We start from the raw sequence: 20,878 nt of genomic DNA, 5'->3' as shown, positions 1-20,878 counted from the left end.
CTGTAGGGGTCGGTTTCTTAATCGAGTACCAGGCCCTTGCCGCGTCCGCGGGCCAGCATCACCGGATGGATCTCCCCGAAGCCACGGACATTTTCCGACTTTTGCGGAACCAGCACGAACCTATCATCCTGCCCCAGCGCCGCCGCGGTCATCGCGTCGACGAGGACCGTGCCCGGCTGCGCAAGCGTGGTGAGGCGGGCGGCCAAATTGACTGTTGGACCGTAGATATCGCCCAGCCGGGACAGGATGCGTCCCCACACCATGGACACCCGGCACTGCGGAAGGATTTCGTCTTCGGTGAAGGCCTGCGCCAACGCCAACGAAATTTCGGCCCCAGCAGCTGGCGTCTCTGCGATGTAGAGCACTTCATCGCCCACGGTTTTTACCAAGCGGCCACCACCGACCGAGATGATTTCAGCGCACTTGTTTTCGAAGCGCTGCACCAACTGGGCCAACGTTTTCTCGTTCATGCGGCGCGAAAGGCTGGTGTAGGAGACCAGGTCAGCGAAGCCCACTGCCCGGGCCAAGGGCAGCGGGGAATCGTCTTCGTCTCCCTCGCGTCCCTCTTCGCTTGCCTGCAGCCCGGCTTCGGCGCGAACGGCCAGCCGCTGGATTCCGGCATTGAGCTGGCGGCGGTATGAGTAGACGAGGATTTCTTCCAAGGAATCCACCAGCGCAGGCAGTTGGGCCACCAGTTGCTTCCGGGCCACGGCGTCCGGGATGCCTTGTTCGGACACCATGTCCTCCACGAGGGCTTCAACCTGCCAAACCACCATGCGGTCCGTCATCTGGCCGATGGAACGGGTTACCGAAATCGCGGCTTCCTCAGTGAGGAGCCCGGCACGGACCAAATCGAGGATCCTCGTCAACGCAGCCTGGTCACGCTCAGTAAAGGCAACGTCTTCGTCCCCGAAGTTCGGGAAACCGAGGGCGCGCCACACCTTCCGCGCGGACAGGATGGACACGCCCGCACCTGCGGCAACTTCACGACGGCGGAGCTTGCGTTCCCCACCAAGGAGCTTCGCCTCGAGCGCTTTGATAGCCACGCGCTCCCCGGACATCACACTGGTGGGTGGCCCTGGGACCGTAACCGGTGCGGACTCAGCGTCGGTGTCCTCATCCACGGAAGGTTCGGTTTCGGCGTCGAACTCTTGCTCCAGGTCCTCGCTGGACTGCTGATCCTCAACGCTCATCTCTTCCACCTTCTCTCGACTCCCACGGCACCACATCAAATTCCGGCACTATTCCACGCTCAAAACCCTCGCTCCGCGGGAGCTCATCCATTGCATCCAGGATGAAACCACGGAACTTCAGGGCCTCAGGAACGTCGGCCAGCACGGCCGTTCCGGAGTGCCCGGTATCCAAGGATATATTCCCGGACCGCAATGACCGTTGAAGGAGGCTCTGGTGCAGCCCCACGTCGCGGACGGCCATCAGCGAAACCTGCCAATCGTCCCGCCGAAACATTCCGTATTTGGCAAGTATTCGTCGGCTGGTCAGGATGTACCTGATGGAGCGCCAGCGCAGCACCCGTTTGAGGCTGTACCCCAGTAAGAACCACACCGCCAGCGCTACGCAAGCACCCATCAGCCACGGCGTCCATGCGCTGGTGACGAATGATGCCAGGCGCTGCGGGTTTCCACGTGCAACCCACGCTGAAGCGTAGGCCGCCAACGCAGGAACCACGATGAACGCAAGCAGCGGGAACAACAACGAACGCGCTTGCGGCCGGGTGATGGTGATGACCTGCTCCCCCGGAAGCAATTCTTTACGCATAACCGCTTTCTGTGGCGCGCAAGTGCACCACGTCCCCGGCCGTCACTGTGTGCTCCCTGCCGCCGTGGTCAACAACGAGCAAGGAGCCGTCCTCGTCCAGCCGGGACGCGTGCCCCACCAGCTCGTTATCGCCAGGCAGGTGTGCACGGACTTCCCTGCCCAAAGTGACCATGGCCGTCTCCACTCGCTTGTGTAATGACGAGCCACCTGCCAAGCCGGCTGCCGGGTCTCCTTCGGAATTGCAGAAGCTCCGGTAGAGCCTGGCGAAACGGGAGAGGTAGCTTTTCAGCAACGCTGTTCGGTCCGTGGTCGTGGCCCCTTCCAGGACGAGCGAGGTTGCAGTGGGTACGGGCAACTCTTCCTCGGTCAGGGTCACGTTGAGGCCCATGCCCAGGATCACGGCAGGAACGGTGCCGTCGCCCAAGGGTGTCATCTGTGCGAGGATGCCCGCGATCTTGCGGCCGTTGACAAGGACATCGTTGGGCCACTTAATATCTGCCGCCACTCCGGCCGTGTCCTGCAGGGCCTCGCGGAGGGCAACTGCGGCCAAGAGGGAAAGCCACGAGTAGCTTTGCGTCCGCACCGGCGCGCCGTCGGAGGTTACCGGGCGCAACACCATGGACACCGAAACCGCCGAACGCTCCGGCGATTCCCAGTGTCGATCAAGGCGTCCGCGCGCGGCCGTTTGGTGTTCGGCCGTCAGGACGGAAAGGTCCGGCCACCGCGCAGGGTCTGAGGCCACGGCCCCCACCAGGTCCTGGTTGGTGGAGCCCGTGGACTCCACGACGCTCAATTGTGCGATGCCTGTTGCCGAAAGAAAGTCCGGGTCGAGCAGTGATTCGCTGTCCAGTTTGGGGCGTTCCTGCCCGGCCAATGGGGGGACGGGTCCGCTGAGCCCCGGCTGTTCGGCATCCATAACTGAATCTTAGCCAGTCGCAGCCTTGCGCCGCCCATAGAACTCCACTAATTAGCCGGTTGGGGACCGCCGGTGTTCGGTTTTACTAAAGGAAGATGTCCGGCACCAGTCGGTCTTCCGGGACTCCAAGGCTGTACGGAGCGAAGTCCGTGACACCCGCGGCCCGCAGCACCTGTTCATCTGTATAGAAGTTCCCCGTTGCTGCGCCGCCGGTCAGGATGGCGTGGGCGGCGTCTGCCATGATCTCCGGCCCGCGCGCGGCCTGGACGATCTGCGCTCCTCCCGGCATGTTGCGGATCGCGGCCGTATCGATGAGGGTGCATGGCCACAGGGAGTTGACCGATACGGCGTCGTCCTTCAGTTCCTCGGCGAGCCCCAGCGTGGTCAGGCTCATCCCGTACTTGGCCATCGTGTACGCAAGGTGCATACCCGCCCACTTGGGGTCAAGGTTCAAAGGCGGGGACAACGTAAGGATGTGGGCGCGGCCCGAGCGCGCGCCCGCTTCACGCAAGGCCGGCAAGGCGAGCTTGGACAGCAGGAATGTGCCGCGCACGTTGATGTCCTGCATGAGGTCATAGCGCTTCATGTCCACAGCATCGGTTCGGGACAGGTCGATCGCAGAGGCGTTATTAATTACGACGTCGATGCCTCCGAAACGCTCGACGGCAGCGGCAACGGCGGCCGCGACGTCCTCGTCGTTGCGCACATCCCCGACCAACGGCAACGCTTGGCCGCCTGCAGCTGCGAGTTGTTCGGCTGCGCTGAAGACGGTTCCCTCCAGCTTGGGATGCGGTTGACCGGTCTTTGCCATGAGCACGATGTTCGCGCCGTCGCGGGCGGCACGCATGGCGATGGCCAGGCCGATCCCCCGGCTCCCGCCGGACATGAGGATGGTCCTGCCCTTGAGCGAACCCGTTGCCACGTAAGGGCTCTTGGTGCTCGCCGGGTTCATTCCGGCCGTGGCGGAAGAGTCATTGCTGGAAGTCATGGTGACACTCTAACTCAACTATGTTACTCGCGGGTAACATAGTTGTTTCTTTGGCTGAGGCCCGGAAAATTGTAGGGTTTCTACAGCGGTTCGCGGCAAATGCGTTACTAGACTGGCCATCGAGGCCTGTTCTTTGTACGGAAGCTACTTAAAGTGGCTGCTGTCCTGCAACGAATTGCGCCAGCGACCATCAGCTACAGAGCCGGAGACACTTGATGAGCCACGATCTGACAACGACAGCGGGAAAGATTGCCGACTTCCGCGACCGCCAGGGCCGTGCCCAGCAGCCTTCCGGCCCGGAAGCGATCGAGAAGCAGCACGCACGGGGCAAGAACACCGCCCGCGAGCGCATCGACCTGCTGGTGGATCCCGATTCGTTCGTCGAGTTCGACGCCCTGGCAGTCCACCGTTCCACGGCTTTCGGCATGGAAAAGAAGAAGCCGCTCGGCGATGGAGTTGTCTCGGGGTATGGCACCGTTGATGGGCGCCTCATCGCCATCTACAGCCAGGACTTCAGCGTTTATGGCGGCTCACTGAGCCAGGTCAACGGCGAAAAGATCGTCAAAGTCCAGGAGTTCGCCCTCCGCAACGGTTGCCCGGTTGTAGGAATTAACGACGGCGGTGGCGCGCGCATCCAGGAAGGCGTCGCTTCCTTGGCCATGTTCGCGGACATCTTCCGCAACAACGTCCATGCCTCCGGCGTGGTCCCGCAGATTTCCCTCATCATGGGGCCGTGCGCGGGCGGCGCTGCGTACTCCCCCGCCCTCACTGATTACGTGGTGATGGTGGATAAGACCTCGCACATGTTCATCACCGGACCGGACGTGATCAAGACCGTCACCGGCGAGGACGTGGACATGGAGACCCTGGGAGGCGCACGGCAGCACAATGCCACCACGGGCACCTCCACCTATCTGGCGTCCGACGAAGCGGATGCGATCGAGTTCGTGCGTGAGTTGCTGGATTTCCTGCCGTCGAACAACCTGTCCGAGGCTCCCCTCACAGAGCACGACCAGGAACTGGAACTCAACGACGGCGACCTCGCCCTGGACGCGTTGATCCCCGATTCGGCCAACCAGCCCTATGACATGCGCAAGGTCATCGAGCAGATCGTGGACGATGCCCACTTCCTGGAGATGCAATCCCTGTACGCTCCCAACGTGATCATCGGTTACGGTCGCGTGGAAGGCCACACTGTTGGCATCGTGGCCAACCAGCCCATGCAGTTCGCTGGCACATTGGACATCTCCGCCTCGGAAAAAGCCGCCCGGTTCGTCCGGCACTGCGACGCTTTCAACGTCCCCATCCTTACCCTTGTTGATGTTCCGGGCTTCCTTCCCGGCAAAGACCAGGAATTCCAAGGCATTATCCGCCGCGGCGCCAAGCTCCTGTATGCCTACGCGGAGGCTACGGTCCCCAAGCTCACCGTGATCACCCGCAAGGCGTACGGTGGCGCCTACATCGTGATGGGCTCCAAGAAGCTCGGAGCCGACCTCAACCTCGCCTGGCCCACCGCCCAAATCGGCGTCATGGGCGCCCAGGGGGCAGTGAATATCCTCTACCGCCGCGATTTGGCAGCAGTTGCCGAGGCCGGTGGGGATGTCGAAGCCAAGCGCGCCGAAATCATCCAGGGTTACGAGGAAGAGTTGCTCAACCCCTACCAGGCAGCCCAGCTGGGCTATGTCGACGCTGTCATCGCACCATCGGACACTCGCCTGCAGATCATCCGTGGCCTTCGCGCACTTCGCGACAAGCGCGCGAGCCTGCCCACCAAAAAGCACGGGAACATCCCGCTGTGAGTGCGGATCAGGCCCCCCGCCAGGGTTCGGAGCAGGCCGCGGACACGGTCGCCGTCGAACCTCTGTTCACGGTGGTCAAGGGTGAACCGTCCGCCGAAGAGCTCGCGGCGCTGGCCGCCGTCGTACTGTCCTTGGGTGGGGAGCAAGAGGCAGCGGCTGCGCCCCCAACGCAAAGGCACTGGGTCCGCCGGCAGCAGCTGCGGTTGGACCCGACACCCGGCCCGGGTGCGTGGAAGCGTAGCCGCGGTTAGGGCTGCCGTCCAAGAGTTCAGCAACCCTTTCACATAGAAGCCCGCGCGGTTAGGCTCTGGGGGTGACTACTCCAAACATCCCCGCTCGCCCCGCCACGGCCATCGACGACGTAGCCAACTCCTATACGGATAAGCTGATCGAGCTCAATCCAAGCTTCGCCACCACGCTGGGACTTCCGGGGCACGAAACCGAATACCCCGATTACTCCCCCGCCGGCGCCGAGGAACACGCCCGGGCAACGCGCTCCGCGCTGGACGCCTTGGCGGCTCTGCAGCCTACCGACGAAACCGACGTCGTCACCTTGGACGCCATGCGGGAACGGCTGGGGCTGGAGCTTGAGATTCACGACTCCGGCTGGGACGCCGCGGACCTGAACAACATAGCGTCACCCGCCCAGGACATTCGCGCCGTCTTTGACCTCATGCCCACCGACAGCTACGAGCACTGGGAACATCAGGCAGGCCGTGCGGCCAACGTTCCGGGCGCGATCGACGGTTACATCGAATCACTCCGCTCCGCGAAGCAGGGCGGCAAGGTGGCCGCCCGCCGCCAGGTCGGCATAGTGATTGAGCAGGCCGAGCGCTACGCCGCAGACGATGGCTTCTTCGCCAAATTGGCCGCCGGCGCCACCCTGGAGGGCGCACCGCTTCCCAGTGAACTGCAGGACAAGCTCGACGCCGGAACGCGCCAAGCCCGTGAGGCATACGCTGCGCTGGCTACGTTCCTGCGGGACGTGCTCCTTCCTGCCGCCCCGGCCAAGGACGCTGTGGGACGCGAACGGTATGCGTTGTCTTCCCGGTCATTTCTTGGGGCCGAGGTGGACTTGGAAGAAACCTACGCCTGGGGCGTGCAGGAGCTTGAACGGCTCATTGGCGAGCAGGAAAAGGTAGCAGCACAGATCCTGCCCGGTGCAAGCATCGAGGAAGCCAAGAGGATCCTCAACAACGATCCCGCCCGGCAACTCAAGGGCACCGACGCCCTGAAAGCCTGGATGCAGGGACTCTCAGACCGCGCCGTGGCCGAACTTTCCGACGTCCACTTCGATATTCCCGACGTCATGAAGACACTTGAATGCAGGATCGCCCCGACGGATGAGGGCGGCATCTACTACACCGGCCCGTCGGATGATTTCTCCCGGCCCGGGCGCATGTGGTGGTCGGTTCCGGCAGGCGAAGACACCTTTACCACCTGGGCCGAAACCACCACGGTGTTCCATGAAGGAGTCCCGGGCCACCATCTCCAAGTTGCCACCGCAACCTACCGCCGTGAACTGCTCAACAACTGGCGCCGGAACGTGTGCTGGGTTTCGGGCCATGGCGAAGGGTGGGCCCTGTACGCTGAGCAGCTCATGCTGGAACTGGGTTACCTCAAAGATCCCGGCGACCACATGGGCATGCTCGATGGCCAGCGAATGCGCGCGGCCCGGGTGGTCTTCGATATCGGCGTCCATTTGGAGCTGCCCATCCCGGGGCGTTGGGGCACCGGAACCTGGACCCCGGAAAAGGGCTTCGATTTCCTCAAAGCGAACCTGGACATCAGCGAAGGCCAGCTTCAGTTCGAATTCAACCGGTACCTCGGATGGCCCGGGCAAGCGCCGTCCTACAAGGTGGGGCAGCGGCTGTGGGAACAGATCCGAGCAGAGCTTTCGAGCCGTGAAGGCTTCGACCTGAAGACCTTCCACAGCAAGGCCCTCAACATCGGTTCAGTAGGTTTGGACGTGTTGCGGCGGGCGTTGCTCGGCTAAGGGTGTAGGGCAGGAAATCCCCGGGGAGTTTCCCCGGGGATTTCCGCGTTAACGTGCAGATTCTGGCGTGATGGTGGGTAGGCTCGGGGCATGTTGATTGTCACCTCGAATGAAATCCCTGGCCATCGCATTGACGCCGTCTTCGGCGAAGTCATGGGCCTCACCGTCCGTTCCCGGGATATCGGCTCCCAGATGCTGGCCGGCTTCCGCTCCCTCGGTGGCGGCGAGCTTCCCGAAATGACCAAAGCCCTCTACGAGAGCCGCCAGGAAGTGATGGCACGCATGGTCACTGAGGCACAGCAGCGCGGAGCCAATGCCATTGTCGCCATGCGGTTCGACACTTCCGAGATGGGCAACAATTGGACCGAAGTGTGCGCCTACGGCACGGCCGTGTACGTGTTGCCCTTGGCTGAAGGCGAGCCTGGTGCCACCGGGCAGTCAATATTCCTCAGCAAGCCGCCTGCCTGAGCAAGCCTTCTGCCCGATTCAGTTGCGCACAGTGCAAAGTTGCACTTAGTGTAAGTATGTGACTTCCCCCAGCGTCCGCTCTTCCTCCGACAACCCTGACGAGCCAGCCGACTTCGCGGCTCCGTCGCGCCGTGAACTCAACAAGGCCGCCACGCGCAGTTCCATCGCTTCGGCCGCCCTGGAGCTGCTGCGTACCAATGGCGCGGGCAATTTCACCGTTGAAGACATAGCGGCTGCCGCGGGCGTGTCCCGGCGGACCTTCTTCAATTACTTCCCCACCCTCGAGGCCTCCTTGGCGTCCGTGGCTGACGGATTCATGGACCACGCGCTGGAACAATTCCGGCTTCGGCCCGCCGAGGAGTCCATTCTCGAATCCGCCCAACATGCCCTGATGGCGTTGGCGGATCCCATGTCCGTGGCTCCCATGGCCGAATTGTTCACCCTCACCCAAGACAACCGCTCGCTGGCCAGGTCAGAGCTCGAAGCCTGGGATCACTGCACCGGACAAATAATCGATGCAGCACGCAGCAGGCTGGGGCCGGGAATCAGCGAGCTCTACCTCCATGCGCTGGCCGGCTCGGTGATTGCGTGCGGAAAAGCAGCCATGACCGTGTGGTTCACGGAACATGGCCCTGATCTGTCCGCCAAGTCCCTCGCGGCGCTCCGGCAGCACCTCATCGACGCCATGGGCCTCCTGGGGGCGGGCTTCGCACCGCCGTCGGACGTTTTCCGCCCAGCGGCGGCCGCACAAGCCCCATCCTCTGTTCCAACCACCAAAGATCGGTTCTGACATGGCCTCGTTCCTCTACCGCCTCGGCAAATTTTCGTATCGCCGCCACTGGCTTGTCATCTCCCTATGGCTGGTGGTCCTGGTTGCCGTGGGCGGTTCAGCCGCTGCGTTCCACGGCGCCATGTCAAACAACTTCACCATTCCGGGGACAGAAACCCAGAAGATGGCGGACAAGCTCAAGGACGCCCTGCCCAAGTCTTCGGGCGGCTCGGCCACAGTAGTTTTCGACGCCGGAACAGCCGGATTCGATCCGGCGAAGAAAGACGCCGTTGCCGCAGCGCTGACCAAACTCCAAACGTTGCCTGCCGTCCAAGGGACCATCAACCCCTTCACCAGCCAGGAGCAGTTGGCCAAGGCCGGGAGTGACCTCGCCGCGGGCCAGGCCAAAGCCGCACAAGGGCAGGCACAGTTGGACACCGCCCGAGCCCAACTGACCGCGGGCGAGGCCCAACTCACCGCTGCCCAACAGCAGATGGCCGCCGCCGGCCTCCCCCAGGCGCAAATTGATGCCCAGCTTGCCGCGCAACGCGCCCAACTGGACGCCGTTAAGGCAAAGCTCGACGCCGGGACCAAGCAAGCTGCCGACGGCGCCACCACCCTCGCACTGGCCAAGCGGCAACTCGATGCTTCGAAGGACCTGCGGTTCGTCTCCGAGGACAACAGGGCCGCGATTGCCCAAGTGCAGTTCAAAACATCCATCAACGCCGTTGACCCAGCGGTCCGCCAGCAAGTCCAGGACATCGTCCACGGGGTCTCGTCAGCCGGCGTTACTGCGTATGCGAGCAAGGAAATCACCGAGGACGTCTCGGAGATCTTCGGAATTGCCGAGATTGTGGGCGTCGCAGTGGCGGCCCTCGTCCTCATCCTCATGCTCGGGACGCTAGTTGCTGCCGGATTGCCGCTGGTGATGGCCCTGATCGGCGTTGCCGTGGGCGTGGGCGGTACCTTCGCATTGACTGGCGTGATCGACATGAGTTCGATCTCCCCCATGCTTGCCCTGATGTTGGGCCTTGCCGTGGGCATTGACTACTCGCTCTTCATCGTCAACCGCCACCGCACGCAACTCCTTGCCGGCATGGATCCCGAGGAATCGGCGGCCCTTGCCACAGGCACGTCGGGTAACGCCGTGTTGTTCGCCGGCCTCACCGTGATCATCGCGCTGGCCGCCCTTGTGGTGCCGGGATTGCCGTTCCTCGCCGTCATGGGTGTTGCTGCCGCAGCGACAGTCGCGGTCGCCGTCGTCGTCGCCCTGACCCTGACCCCCGCCGTTCTGGCGATGATCGGACGCAGGATCATCTCGAAACGGGCATGGGCGAAAGCCACGAAGCACCATGCTGAACCCGGTTACCAGGCCGCTGACCGCGCGCGCGAAGAGAAGCGCAGCAGCGGCGGCTGGGGCGGCATGGTGACGCGACACCCGTGGGTTTCGCTGGTAGCCAGCATCGTCCTGCTCGGGGCGGTGGCGCTACCTGCGTCCCAGCTGCGGCTGGCACTGCCCGACGGCGGGTCCGAGCCGGTGGAGTCGCAGGCGTTCAAGGCCTACGACCTGACCCGTACGAGCTTTGGTGAAGGCGTCACCGGCCCCATCGTGGTGGTGGCCGAGTTCCCCGAAGGCTTGAACGAGAACGACGCCAAGATCAAACAATACGACGTCGCCGACCAGCTGCGCGCTGTCCCAAACGTCACCGCAGCGGTCCCGTTTGCCCTGAGCGATGACCACAGGACTGCCGCGTTCCAGGTGATTCCGAAGGATGGTCCGGCAAGTGCCAGCACGGTCCAGGTGGTCTCCGAGGTGCGGGCAAAGGGCGCCGACATCCGCAAGAACCTCGGGGTCACCATTGGCCTCACCGGGCAGACGGCCGGAAACATCGACGTCTCAGCCAAGCTTGGGGCAGCCCTGCCGCCCTACCTCGCAATCGTCGTCGGGCTCTCGCTGATCCTGCTTTTGCTGGTCTTCCGCTCCATCGTGGTGCCTTTGCTTGCTACCGGCGGATTCCTGCTGTCCCTGGCTGCCGCGTTTGGTGCCGTTGTTGCCGTTTACCAGTGGGGCTGGCTCGGCGGGATCTTCGATGTCCCGAACCCGGGCGCCGTGCTGAGCTTCCTGCCGATCATCCTGATCGGTGTGCTGTTCGGCCTCGCTATGGACTACCAGGTGTTCATCACCTCGGGCATGCGTGAAGCATTCATGCACGGGGAATCGGCCAAGCATGCTGTCCGGTCCGGATTCAGCCACGCCGCAGCTGTTGTCACTGCCGCCGCGATCATCATGGTCAGCGTGTTCTCCGGCTTCATCTTCAGCCACCTCACCATGGTGCGTCCGCTCGGTTTTGCCATGGCATTCGGTGTGCTTGTTGACGCCTTCGTGGTCCGGATGACGCTGGTCCCGGCAGTGATGTACCTGCTGGGCGAAAAAGCCTGGTGGCTGCCGAAGTGGCTCTCGGGCATCCTGCCGGACGTGGACGTCGAAGGTGCCAAGCTGGACCGTTCGGACCGCGCGAAGGCGGGCTCGGAGGAACTAGTCCACTAGCCCGGATGCGGGCCCGGGACGTTAGGGTGGAGGCGTGACCCGATTGATTCTCGCCTCCCAGTCCCCCGCCCGCACCAAGCTGCTCACCGAAGCGGGCATCGAGCATGAGGTCCTTGTATCTGACGTGGACGAGGACGCGGTGCAGGCCAAGTACGGCGTGACCGACGCGCACGATACCGCACTGCTTCTGGCCCGCGCCAAGGCAGAAGCCGTAGCCGCGTTGCCCGAATCGGACGGCGCCTTGGTGATCGGTTGCGACTCGGTCTTCGAGTTCGACGGCGAATCACACGGCAAGCCCTACACGGCAGACGTAGCCCGCGAGCGGATGCTGCGAATGAGCGGGTCCCAAGGCGTCTTGCACACCGGGCATTGGTTGGTCGATTGTCGGGACACGGCGGCAGAGGCAGATGAGGACGACGCCGAACACGGCGCACCCGAGGGAACGGGCGCCACCGTTGGGGCTGTTTCCAGCGCCGAGGTCCACTTCACCCAAATGAACGAAAACGAAATCGATGCCTACATCGCCACCGGGGAACCCCTTCACTGTGCGGGGTCGTTCACCATTGACGGCCTGGGAGGCGCCTTCATCCGCAAGGTAGACGGCGACCCGCACGCCGTCGTCGGGCTTTCCATCTCCACGCTCCGGGACCTGCTGGGCCACGCCAACGTGCCCATCACGGACCTGTGGCAAGCGGGCAACGCGTAGAACCACTTTGTAGCAACCCTACAAAGGAACAACGCCTCACACACGGAATCCCCCATCAATATGGGCGGAACCCTCACAATCGCGCTAGGCTCCTCAAGGACAGAAGGAGTCAACAACTTGTCAGCTAACCCGGCGCAGCCCATTTCCAGCCCTGTTACCAAGGTCTTGATAGCCAACCGCGGCGAGATCGCGGTGCGCATCATCCGAGCTGCCCGGGACGAGGGCCTCGCCTCCGTCGCCGTCTACGCAGACCCGGACCGCGACGCCCTGCACGTCCGCCTCGCCGACGAAGCGTACGCATTGGGCGGCAACACGGCAGCCGAATCGTACTTGGTGATGGACAAGATCATCGACGCCGCCAAGCAATCCGGCGCAGACTCCATCCACCCCGGCTACGGATTCCTCGCCGAAAACGCTGAGTTTGCAGCGAAGGTCATCGACGCCGGCATCACCTGGATCGGCCCCTCCCCCGAGGCGATCTCCGCGTTGGGAGACAAAGTCCAAGCCCGGCACATCGCCGAAAAGGTGGGCGCCCCGCTGGTCCCCGGCACTGCGGACCCTGTGGAATCCGCGGACGAGATCCTGAAGTTTGCCGAAGAATTCGGGCTGCCCGTGGCAATCAAAGCTGCCTTTGGCGGCGGCGGACGCGGCATCAAGGTAGCCCGGACCATGGATGAAATTCCCGAGCTCTACGAGTCCGCTGTCCGTGAAGCCACGGCGGCTTTCGGCCGCGGGGAATGCTTCATAGAACGCTTCCTGGATGCTCCGCGCCATGTTGAAACCCAATGCCTGGCAGACTCCTTCGGCAACGTTGTTGTGGTTTCCACGCGTGACTGCTCGCTGCAGCGCCGAAACCAGAAACTCGTCGAGGAAGCCCCGGCACCCTACCTGAGCGAAGAACAGGTCAAACGCCTCTACGAGTCCTCCAAAGCGATCCTCAAAGAAGCCAACTATCTTGGTGCCGGAACCTGCGAGTTCCTGGTGGGCCAAGACGGCACCATCTCCTTCCTTGAGGTCAACACACGGCTCCAGGTGGAGCACTGTGTTTCCGAGGAAGTGACTGGCATAGACCTGGTCCGGGAGCAGTTCCGCATCGCCCGTGGTGAAGCACTCGGCTACGACGACCCCGAGGTTCGCGGCCACTCCATCGAATTCCGGATCACCGGGGAGGACCCGGGCCGGAACTTCATGCCAGCACCGGGAACCATCAGCGCCTTGAAGAACCCCACGGGACCCGGCGTACGCATCGACTCCGGCGTGGAGCAGGGCGATGTCATCAGCGGCAACTTCGATTCCATGCTCTCCAAGCTCATTGTCACCGGCGCCACCCGCGAGCAGGCCCTCCAGCGTTCGCGCCGGGCGCTTGAGGAAATGGTGGTTGAGGGTATCCCCACGGTGATCCCCTTCGACCTTGCCGTGGTCACGGACCCTGCGTTCGCTCCTGCGGAGGGACCGTTCACCGTCCACACCCGGTGGATCGAGACCGAGTTCGTCAACCACATTCCGGCCTGGTCCGCGGGCACCCCCACGGAAGCGGCCGACGTCGGCGAGCGCCAGCGCGTCGTCGTCGAGGTCGGCGGCAAGCGCCTTGAGGTCGTCCTGCCGTCGGGTCTCGGCGGCAGCATCGCAGTGTCGGGAAGTGGAACAAGCGCCAAAGCCGGCAAGTCAAAGAAGCGCTCCCGTTCCGCCGGGCCCGCAGCGGCTGCCGCCGGCGGCAACGCGCTCACGTCGCCCATGCAGGGCACCATCGTCAAAGTGGCTGCTGCGGAGGGCGACGTTGTGGCCGAGGGTGATCTGATCGTGGTGCTTGAGGCCATGAAGATGGAGCAACCCCTCACAGCCCACCGGGCAGGAACAGTGCGGGGACTCGCAGCCGCCGCCGGGCAGACGGTCGCCGCCGGTGCAGTGATCGCAACTATCGAAGACTAAGACCAAGCACGCATTACGACGTCGGCCCCGCACCGTTTAGTGCGGGGCCGACTTTGTTCCTTAGCAGCTGGTTCTCTAGCAGCTGGTTCTTGGCAGCTGGTGATCCAGAAGCGTTAGGCCACGTTGTTCTCGTAGTCCGTGTGCTTGGTTTCTTTGGACAGGAACAGCGCAATGAGCGTCAGAACTGCCATGGCGCTCAAGTACACACCTACCAGCACGGTGCTGCCCTTACCGAGTTCCCACAGCCACACAGCGATGAACGGGGCCACGGCCGCACCAAGAATGCTGGAGACGTTGTAGCTCACGGCCGAGCCTGTGTAGCGGACGTTGGTGGGGAACAGCTCGGGCAGGAGCGCGCCCATGGGGCCGAAGGTCAAACCCATCAGTGTGAAGCCAACGATGAGCAAGGCCATGGTTCCCGCGAAGCCGCCAGCGAAGAACGGGACGAAGAGCAGGCCGAATACGAAGATCCCGGCCGTGACCGCGATCAGCGTCTTTCGGCGCCCGAATTTCTCCGCGAGCGGCCCGGCGACCAAGGTGAAGATACCGAAGAAGACCACTCCGGCGATCAGCATCCAGAGGAATTCATTGCGGGTAAAGCCCAAGCCCGGAACAAAGGCAGCCGAAGCGGCCTCCGTCATTGGCTTACCCGCCTTGACCGCCGCAGCCTGCGCGCCCGCCAAGGTGGGCTTGGTGCCGTACGTCAGCGTGAAGGTGGTCATGAGGTAGAACAGCACGTAGGTTGCGAGCATGATGAAGGTGCCCAGGATGAGCTGGCGCCAGCTCTTTTTGAAGACCTGGCCGATGGGCAGCTTGGCTACCTCGTTGGACTCGACCACCTTGGTGAAGGCAGGGGTCTCGATGAGCTTGAGGCGGACATACAAGCCCAGGACCACCATGACGGAGCTAAGAAGGAAAGGTACACGCCAGCCCCAGGCGGCAAACGCCGCCGGCGTCAGCGTGTAGCTGAACACCAGGAAGATGACGTTCGCCAGGATGAACCCGATGGGAGCGCCGAGCTGCGGGAACGTCCCGTAGATGGCCCGCTTGTTGGCGGGCGCGTTCTCCGTGGCCAGGAGGGCCGCGCCGCTCCATTCGCCACCCAAAGCCAGCCCCTGCGCGAAACGCAGGACCACCAGCAGGATCGGGGCCAGGAACGTCCACCCGGCAACCTGCGCCGTGGGCAGGCAGCCGATGAGGAACGTGGCAATACCCATGGTGAGCAAAGAAGCCACCAAGGTGCCCTTACGGCCGAACTTGTCACCGAAGTGGCCGAAAATAATGGATCCGAGGGGACGGGCGATGAACGCTACGCCGAAGACGGCAAACGAGCTCAGGAGCTGCGTGGTTTCGTCCGCGGTGGGGAAGAACAGCTTGGGGAACACCAGAACCGCGGCAGTGGCGTAGACGTAGAAGTCGTAGAACTCGATGGATGTGCCGATGAGGCTGGCGAAGATGACCCGGCCCCGTGAGTTCACGGGTTGGGTGGACTCGCCCTCCTTCGAGATAGCGGTGGAAGACATGTAGTGGCAGCTTTCGTTCACGCGCCGATGCTCCGAAGAGCTTGCACGGCGAAGGATTATTCGAGAGTTCAATAATAGTTCCCGCCGTCCACTCGTTGGACAAACAGGTCCACTATGCGGACGCGCCCGAAAGTCTCATCGCTTGGTCGTTGACCGTCAACCTCACCACCGCCTCACGCTGCCGTGAAAGCCCGGATAGGGGAATGTCACAGCACGTTTACAAACATCGACCGTCCGCGAAATGCGCCAAACCTAGCGTGGAAGGACAACGTCCCCCACCAAGGAGGCACTCCGTGACCGTTGACCCCACCGTAGAAGACCGCACCTCAGCTCCCACCGTAGAAGACCGCCCCATAGCTCCCACGGCAGGCCTTGAACACCGCCCCGGCCGCTGGATCGCCAACTGGGATGCCGAGAACACGCACCAGTGGGAGACCGAAGGCAGGTCCATCGCCAAACGCAATCTCTCGTGGTCCATCTTCGCCGAATTCCTCGGCTTCGTAGTCTGGCAGCTCTGGTCCATCGTGGTGGTCCAACTCCCGGCAGCCGGGTTCAGGTTCGATACCAACCAGATCTTCTGGCTCATCTCCATCCCCAGCCTGGTGGGTGCGACACTGCGCATCCCCTACACCTTCATGGTTCCCCGGTTCGGTGGCCGCAACTGGACCATCGTCTCGGCCCTCCTCCTGCTGATCCCCACAACAGGCCTGGCTATCTGTGTATCCAACCCCGCAACCCCGTTCGGTGTCATGCTCTTGGTTGCAGCCCTCGCCGGTTTCGGCGGCGGGAACTTCGCCAGCTCGATGGCGAACATCACCTTCTTCTACCCCGCTCGCGAAAAGGGCTGGGCATTGGGACTGAACGCCGCCGGCGGAAACCTGGGTGCCGCCGTCGCGCAGTTGATCGTGCCTATCGCCGTCACGTTGCTCGCGGCGGGAACTGTGAACCTTCCCATCGCCGGATTGATCTGGATTCCGTTGATCGTGGTGGCTGCGTTTGGGGCCTACCGGTACATGAATAACCTCACCAGTGCCAAGGGAGATGTTGCAGGTTCCCTCGCCGCCCTCAAGGAACCGCACTTGTGGGTCATGGCATTCCTGTACATCGGCACTTTTGGCTCCTTCATTGGCTTCGCCGGTGTGTTCCCCAAGCTGATCAAGGACTACTTTCCCGCCTTCTCATCGATCCACGTCGGCGCGGTGGCGCTGTCACTGGCCTTCCTGGGCCCACTGGTGGGCTCACTCGCCCGGCCGTACGGCGGACGCATGGCGGACCGCATGGGCGGCGCCAGGATGACCATCACCTCCTTCGCCGCCATGGCCATCGTCACCCTCACCATGATCTGGACGTTACCGCTGAAGAACTTCTGGTTGTTCCTCACCTTGTTCCTGGTCCTGTTCGTAGCCAGCGGTTTCGGGAACGGAGCCACGTATCGCATGATCCCGGTCATCTTCGCGACGTCCAGCCGGGCAGCCCGCACCGGAGCCAGCACTGCCGCCACAGCCCGATTGGCAGCTTCCTCACTCGGGTTGATCTCCGCGATCGGTGCCTACGGCGGATTCGTGATCCCCCAGGTCCTCAACGCCTCCACTACCGTCAGCGGCTCGTACACTCCGGCGTTTTACGGGTTCGTGGGAGCGTACATCCTGATGCTCGCCGTCTGTTGGGCCTGCTACATCCGCCCGGCCCGGAAGCGCAACACGATCGGACACATCTAGATGCCCAACGGCGCCGATACCCACTGCCCTTACTGCGCGCTCCAGTGCGGCATGACGTTGACCCCCGCCCAGCCTCAGGCTGCGAGCCCGGCTGTGGAGCCGGCTGTGATCTTGGACGTTGCCGGGCGCGACTTTCCCACCAACCGGGGCGGGCTGTGCCGCAAGGGCTGGACATCGGCGTCGTTGTTGCATCACACCGGCCGGGTCACCGAGCCGCTGCTTAAAGGATCCGACGGCGTCCACCAGCCGATCTCCTGGGACCAGGCGCTCCAGCTCATCACCGCGGCGGTCAAAGACACCCAGCGCGAGTACGGGAACGACGCCGTCGGAGTCTTCGGCGGAGGCGGCCTCACCAACGAGAAAGCGTACATGCTGGGCAAGTTCGCCCGGCTGGCGTTGCGAACGTCCCGCATCGACTACAACGGCCGTTTCTGCATGTCCTCGGCAGCAGCTGCGGGCAACCGCGCGTTCGGCGTGGACCGCGGCCTGCCGTTCCCGGTGGCAGATTTGGACACCGCCTCGGTGATCCTCATGCTCGGCTCCAATGTTGCCGAGACCATGCCCCCGTTCGTCCAGCACTTGCAGGGTGCGCGCGACGCCGGCGGCTTGATTGTGGTGGACCCACGCCGCTCGCCCACTGCAGCCTTGACGTCCGACGGCGGCGGCCTCCACGTCCAGCCGACGCCCGGTACCGATTTGGCGCTCCTTTTGGGCATCTCGCACGTCGTGGTCCACGAAGGACTCACGGACCCCGACTTCATCTCCACGCGCACGTCAGGGTATGCCGCCGTCGTCCGCAGCTTGGCAACCTTTTGGCCGGAACGTGTCCAGTCCCTCACCGGCGTCCCGGCCCACCTGATCCGTGACACCGCCCGCCTCCTGGCCCAAGGAGCCAAGACCGGCGGCAGCTACATCCTGAGCGGGCGCGGCGTGGAGCAGCACGTGGACGGCACGGACACTGCCACGGCAGCGATCAACCTCAGCCTTCTCCTGGGCCTGCCGGGCTCCTCCCGCAGCGGCTACGGCACACTCACGGGGCAAGGCAACGGCCAGGGCGGCCGCGAACACGGCCAGAAGGCGGACCAGCTTCCCGGTTACCGCAAAATCACCGATCCTGCCGCGCGCGCCCACGTCGCCCGGGTGTGGGGAGTCGACGAGTCCCTGATCCCGGGACCCGGGCTGCCCGCCGTCGAACTTCTGAAGTCGCTGGGACAGCCCGACGGCGTCCGCTGCCTCTTCGTGCACGGTGCCAATGTGGTGGTGTCCGCTCCTGACGCCCATGCCGTGACCAAGGGCCTCCGCAGCCTGGACTTCCTGGTGGTTTGCGATTTCTTCCTGTCCGAGACCGCCGCCGAGGCCGACCTGGTCCTGCCGGTGACCCAGTGGGCCGAGGAAGAAGGGACGCTCACCAACCTTGAGGGCCGCGTCATCCGGCGCCGCCGGGCGTTGATGCCTCCCCCCGGCGTCCGGAACGAGCTGTGGCTCATGGCGCAGCTGGCCAAGCTCCTTGAAGCTCCTTCGACGTTCAGCGATGATCCCGAGACGGTCTTCGAAGAGCTGCGCTTGGCTTCTGCCGGGGGCTTGGCCGACTACTCCGGCATCGATTACGCCATGCTGGACCGCGGCGAGGCTGCCTACTGGCCCTACCCGTCGGGGAGCACCGGCACGCCAAGGCTCTTTGGGGACGGCTTCGCCCACGCGGACGGCCGGGCCGTGATGGTTCCGGTGACACCGTCAAAGCGCGTGCGGTCGTTCGCGGATGGGTCGCTGGCGTTGGCAACGGGACGGCTCCTGGAGCACTACCAGTCCGGCGCCCAGACCCGCCGGGTTGATGAGTTGTTGGCGGCACAGCCCCAAGCCAGGCTCCTCATCCACCCCGGCACGGCAGCAAGCAGGGACATTTCCGACGGCGATTACGTCACAGTGACCAACGAGCGGGGCGAAGTGCTCTGCCGTGCCGAGCTCAGCACCACCGTTCGGCCGGACACCGTCTTCCTGCCGTTCCATTTCCCCGGCCAGGAGAGCGCCAACCGCCTCACCGAAGCGGTCACGGATCCCATCTCAGGGATGCCGGAATTCAAGACCAGCCGAGCGTGGGTCCGGAAGGCATCAGTCATCAAGGAGGCCGTTCTTGCCGTAACAGGACTGCCGCTGCACGCCAAGGAGGCTTCATGAGCGAGCGCATTGTTGTTGTGGGCTTCGGGCCGGTGGCTGCCCGGCTCGTGGACGATCTGCTCCCCGCCGTCCGCACTGGGCTCGTCCGGTTGCTTGTGGTCGGCCAGGAGACCGAGGCCGCGTACAACCGCGTGATGGTGGCCGAGCTCGGCGTCGGGCGTACCACCGCCGACGCCCTGGCAATGGCCGAGGTTTCGGCCTTGGAGTCCGACGGCGTCGACGTCCGGTTAGGCGTGGCGGTGAAGCGGATCGACCGGGCCCGGCAGCACGTGGTGCTCGCCGACGGGACCTCCGAACACTATGACCGGTTAGTGTTCGCCACCGGCTCCCGTCCCGTGGTTCCCAACCTCACTGGCCTGAATCCCGACCCCACCGGACCTGTGCTGCCGGTGGGGGTCACTGCCCTCCGGGACCTTCGCGACGCCGAGGTACTCCGCTCCGCGGTAGCTGCCGGACAACGCGTAGTGGTGTTGGGCGGTGGCGTGCTCGGCCTGGAAACTGCCCTCGCGGCCGCTGAGGAAGGCGCGCAGGCGACGGTGGTGCACAACGGGCCCTTCCCCTTGGGTCGCAGCATCGACCGCGGCAGCGGCTCCGTGCTCACCGCGAGTCTGCGCGCCGGAGGGGTGCGCGTGGCAGGCAACGCCCGCTCTACCGGCGTCGAAACTGCCGGACCGGGCGGTTCGTTCTCTGCCTTACTTCTTGACGACGGCTCGGCCATTGACGGGGACCTGCTGGTGCTCTCCTGTGGTGTCCGTCCCCGGATGGAACTGGCAGAGGGCTGTGGCCTTCCTGTGGGCACCGGAATCCTGGTGGACCACCACCTCCGGACCTACCACGAGCCCCACATGTTCGCGATCGGCGACTGCGCTGAAGTCCGCTGCCAAGACGCTTCCTGCGTCGAGTGCCGAACGGCAAATGGTCCCTCCGGTTTAGTGGGTCCTGGATGGCGCCAGGCGGAATGGTTGGCCGAATACCTCGTGGTGCTGGCGCGGGATGGACAGTCCGCCGCGGATGCCCTTGAGGCACTGCCCAAGGAGAAGCCCGGCGTCGTCATGTTGAAGGCCCGGGGCATTGACCTTGCCGTAACCGGCGACAACCTTGCCGACCCGTGGGACGAGGAATTGTTGGAAGCAGGCGCTGCGTCCGGCCGCCCGCGCCGGCAGGTCTCCCAATGGGCGGATCCCGAGCACGGCCGCTACGTGAAGATGACTACCCGCGGCGGGGTGCTCGAAGGGTTCGTGGCCGTGGGCATGCCACGGACTGCCGCTGAGCTCGTGCTTCTCTTTGAGCGGTCCTCGGAGTTGCCCGCCGACCGGTCGCTGCTGCTGCGTCTGGATGGCCCCGACCAGCTCGACGCCGGCGCCACCAGTAAGGATCCCCAGCGGACGGTGTGCCGTTGTGCCGGGGTGAGCGCGGCCGGCATTGAGGATTCCGTGCTGGAGGGGTGCTCGTCCGTTGCCGAGGTCTCCAAGGCCACCCGCGCGGGCACAGGCTGTGGAAGTTGCCATGATGACATCAAGGGGTTCATTGAGAAGCACTTCCAAGCGACTGCGGCCCACTAGAATTC

General features: G+C 64.0%; 16 protein-coding genes. 11 read left to right on the top strand and 5 right to left on the bottom strand.

The features are described 5' to 3' along the window. Positions 1–17: 17 nt before the first annotated feature. From QRN42_RS01930 to QRN42_RS01915, 4 genes are all read right to left on the bottom strand, one after another. Complete coding sequence (locus QRN42_RS01930; protein ID WP_284977770.1) at positions 18–1,193, bottom strand: adenylate/guanylate cyclase domain-containing protein; 1,176 nt, start codon at positions 1,191–1,193, stop codon at positions 18–20. Beyond that, on the bottom strand, positions 1,183–1,776 hold the full coding sequence (locus QRN42_RS01925; protein ID WP_284977769.1) for a PH domain-containing protein: 594 nt from the start codon (positions 1,774–1,776) through the stop codon (positions 1,183–1,185). Before QRN42_RS01925 ends, QRN42_RS01930 begins: the two co-directional genes overlap by 11 nt. Then, positions 1,769–2,692, bottom strand: a complete 924-nt coding sequence (locus tag QRN42_RS01920; protein ID WP_284977768.1) for a biotin--[acetyl-CoA-carboxylase] ligase — start codon at positions 2,690–2,692, stop codon at positions 1,769–1,771. The genes QRN42_RS01925 and QRN42_RS01920 overlap by 8 nt, the downstream gene beginning before the upstream one ends. An 85-nt stretch (positions 2,693–2,777) precedes the next feature. Continuing rightward, positions 2,778–3,680 (bottom strand): SDR family oxidoreductase, encoded by a 903-nt coding sequence (locus QRN42_RS01915; protein WP_284977766.1) that lies wholly within the window; start codon positions 3,678–3,680, stop codon positions 2,778–2,780. Between the two features lie 215 nt (positions 3,681–3,895). On the opposite strand from QRN42_RS01915, the gene QRN42_RS01910 reads away from it, so the two are divergent. The 8 genes from QRN42_RS01910 to QRN42_RS01875 all read left to right on the top strand — a co-directional run bounded on the left by QRN42_RS01910 (position 3,896) and on the right by QRN42_RS01875 (position 13,895). Next, complete coding sequence (locus QRN42_RS01910) at positions 3,896–5,479, top strand: acyl-CoA carboxylase subunit beta (protein ID WP_284977764.1); 1,584 nt, start codon at positions 3,896–3,898, stop codon at positions 5,477–5,479. Then, positions 5,476–5,730, top strand: a complete 255-nt coding sequence (locus QRN42_RS01905) for an acyl-CoA carboxylase epsilon subunit (protein ID WP_284977762.1) — start codon at positions 5,476–5,478, stop codon at positions 5,728–5,730. The genes QRN42_RS01910 and QRN42_RS01905 overlap by 4 nt, the downstream gene beginning before the upstream one ends. Positions 5,731–5,792: 62 nt before the next feature. Then, complete coding sequence (locus tag QRN42_RS01900) at positions 5,793–7,475, top strand: DUF885 domain-containing protein (RefSeq protein ID WP_284977760.1); 1,683 nt, start codon at positions 5,793–5,795, stop codon at positions 7,473–7,475. 90 nt (positions 7,476–7,565) lie between these two features. Further along, positions 7,566–7,943, top strand: a complete 378-nt coding sequence (locus tag QRN42_RS01895) for a YbjQ family protein (protein WP_284977758.1) — start codon at positions 7,566–7,568, stop codon at positions 7,941–7,943. 58 nt (positions 7,944–8,001) lie between these two features. Next, positions 8,002–8,733, top strand: coding sequence for a TetR family transcriptional regulator (locus QRN42_RS01890; protein WP_284977756.1), 732 nt, complete (start codon positions 8,002–8,004; stop codon positions 8,731–8,733). 1 nt (position 8,734) lies between these two features. Further along, positions 8,735–11,260: an MMPL family transporter gene (locus QRN42_RS01885; RefSeq protein ID WP_284977754.1), complete on the top strand. Its 2,526-nt coding sequence runs from the start codon at positions 8,735–8,737 to the stop codon at positions 11,258–11,260. A gap of 34 nt (positions 11,261–11,294) precedes the next feature. Further along, positions 11,295–11,966, top strand: coding sequence for a Maf family protein (locus QRN42_RS01880; protein WP_284977752.1), 672 nt, complete (start codon positions 11,295–11,297; stop codon positions 11,964–11,966). 60 nt (positions 11,967–12,026) lie between these two features. After that, entirely contained in the window at positions 12,027–13,895 is a 1,869-nt protein-coding gene (locus tag QRN42_RS01875; RefSeq protein WP_284977750.1) for an acetyl/propionyl/methylcrotonyl-CoA carboxylase subunit alpha, read from the top strand. A 113-nt stretch (positions 13,896–14,008) separates the two neighbouring features. Here QRN42_RS01875 and QRN42_RS01870 read toward each other — a convergent pair whose 3' ends face one another. Beyond that, entirely contained in the window at positions 14,009–15,418 is a 1,410-nt protein-coding gene (locus QRN42_RS01870) for an MFS transporter (protein WP_284977748.1), read from the bottom strand. 293 nt (positions 15,419–15,711) lie between these two features. Between QRN42_RS01870 and QRN42_RS01865 the strand changes: the two genes are divergently transcribed. The 3 genes from QRN42_RS01865 to QRN42_RS01855 are packed head-to-tail and all read left to right on the top strand — an operon-like array spanning position 15,712 to position 20,873. Beyond that, on the top strand, positions 15,712–17,136 hold the full coding sequence (locus tag QRN42_RS01865) for an MFS transporter (RefSeq protein ID WP_502869469.1): 1,425 nt from the start codon (positions 15,712–15,714) through the stop codon (positions 17,134–17,136). Further along, entirely contained in the window at positions 17,137–19,311 is a 2,175-nt protein-coding gene (locus tag QRN42_RS01860; protein WP_284977747.1) for a molybdopterin oxidoreductase family protein, read from the top strand. Beyond that, positions 19,308–20,873, top strand: a complete 1,566-nt coding sequence (locus QRN42_RS01855; RefSeq protein WP_284977745.1) for an FAD-dependent oxidoreductase — start codon at positions 19,308–19,310, stop codon at positions 20,871–20,873. Before QRN42_RS01860 ends, QRN42_RS01855 begins: the two co-directional genes overlap by 4 nt. Positions 20,874–20,878: the final 5 nt, after the last annotated feature.

This window comes from Arthrobacter sp. fls2-241-R2A-200, from assembly GCF_030209745.1.
Taxonomy (GTDB): Bacteria; Actinomycetota; Actinomycetes; order Actinomycetales; family Micrococcaceae; genus Arthrobacter.
Note: the sequence above shows the minus strand (reverse complement) of the source record. Positions and strands in the feature narration are given on the sequence as shown.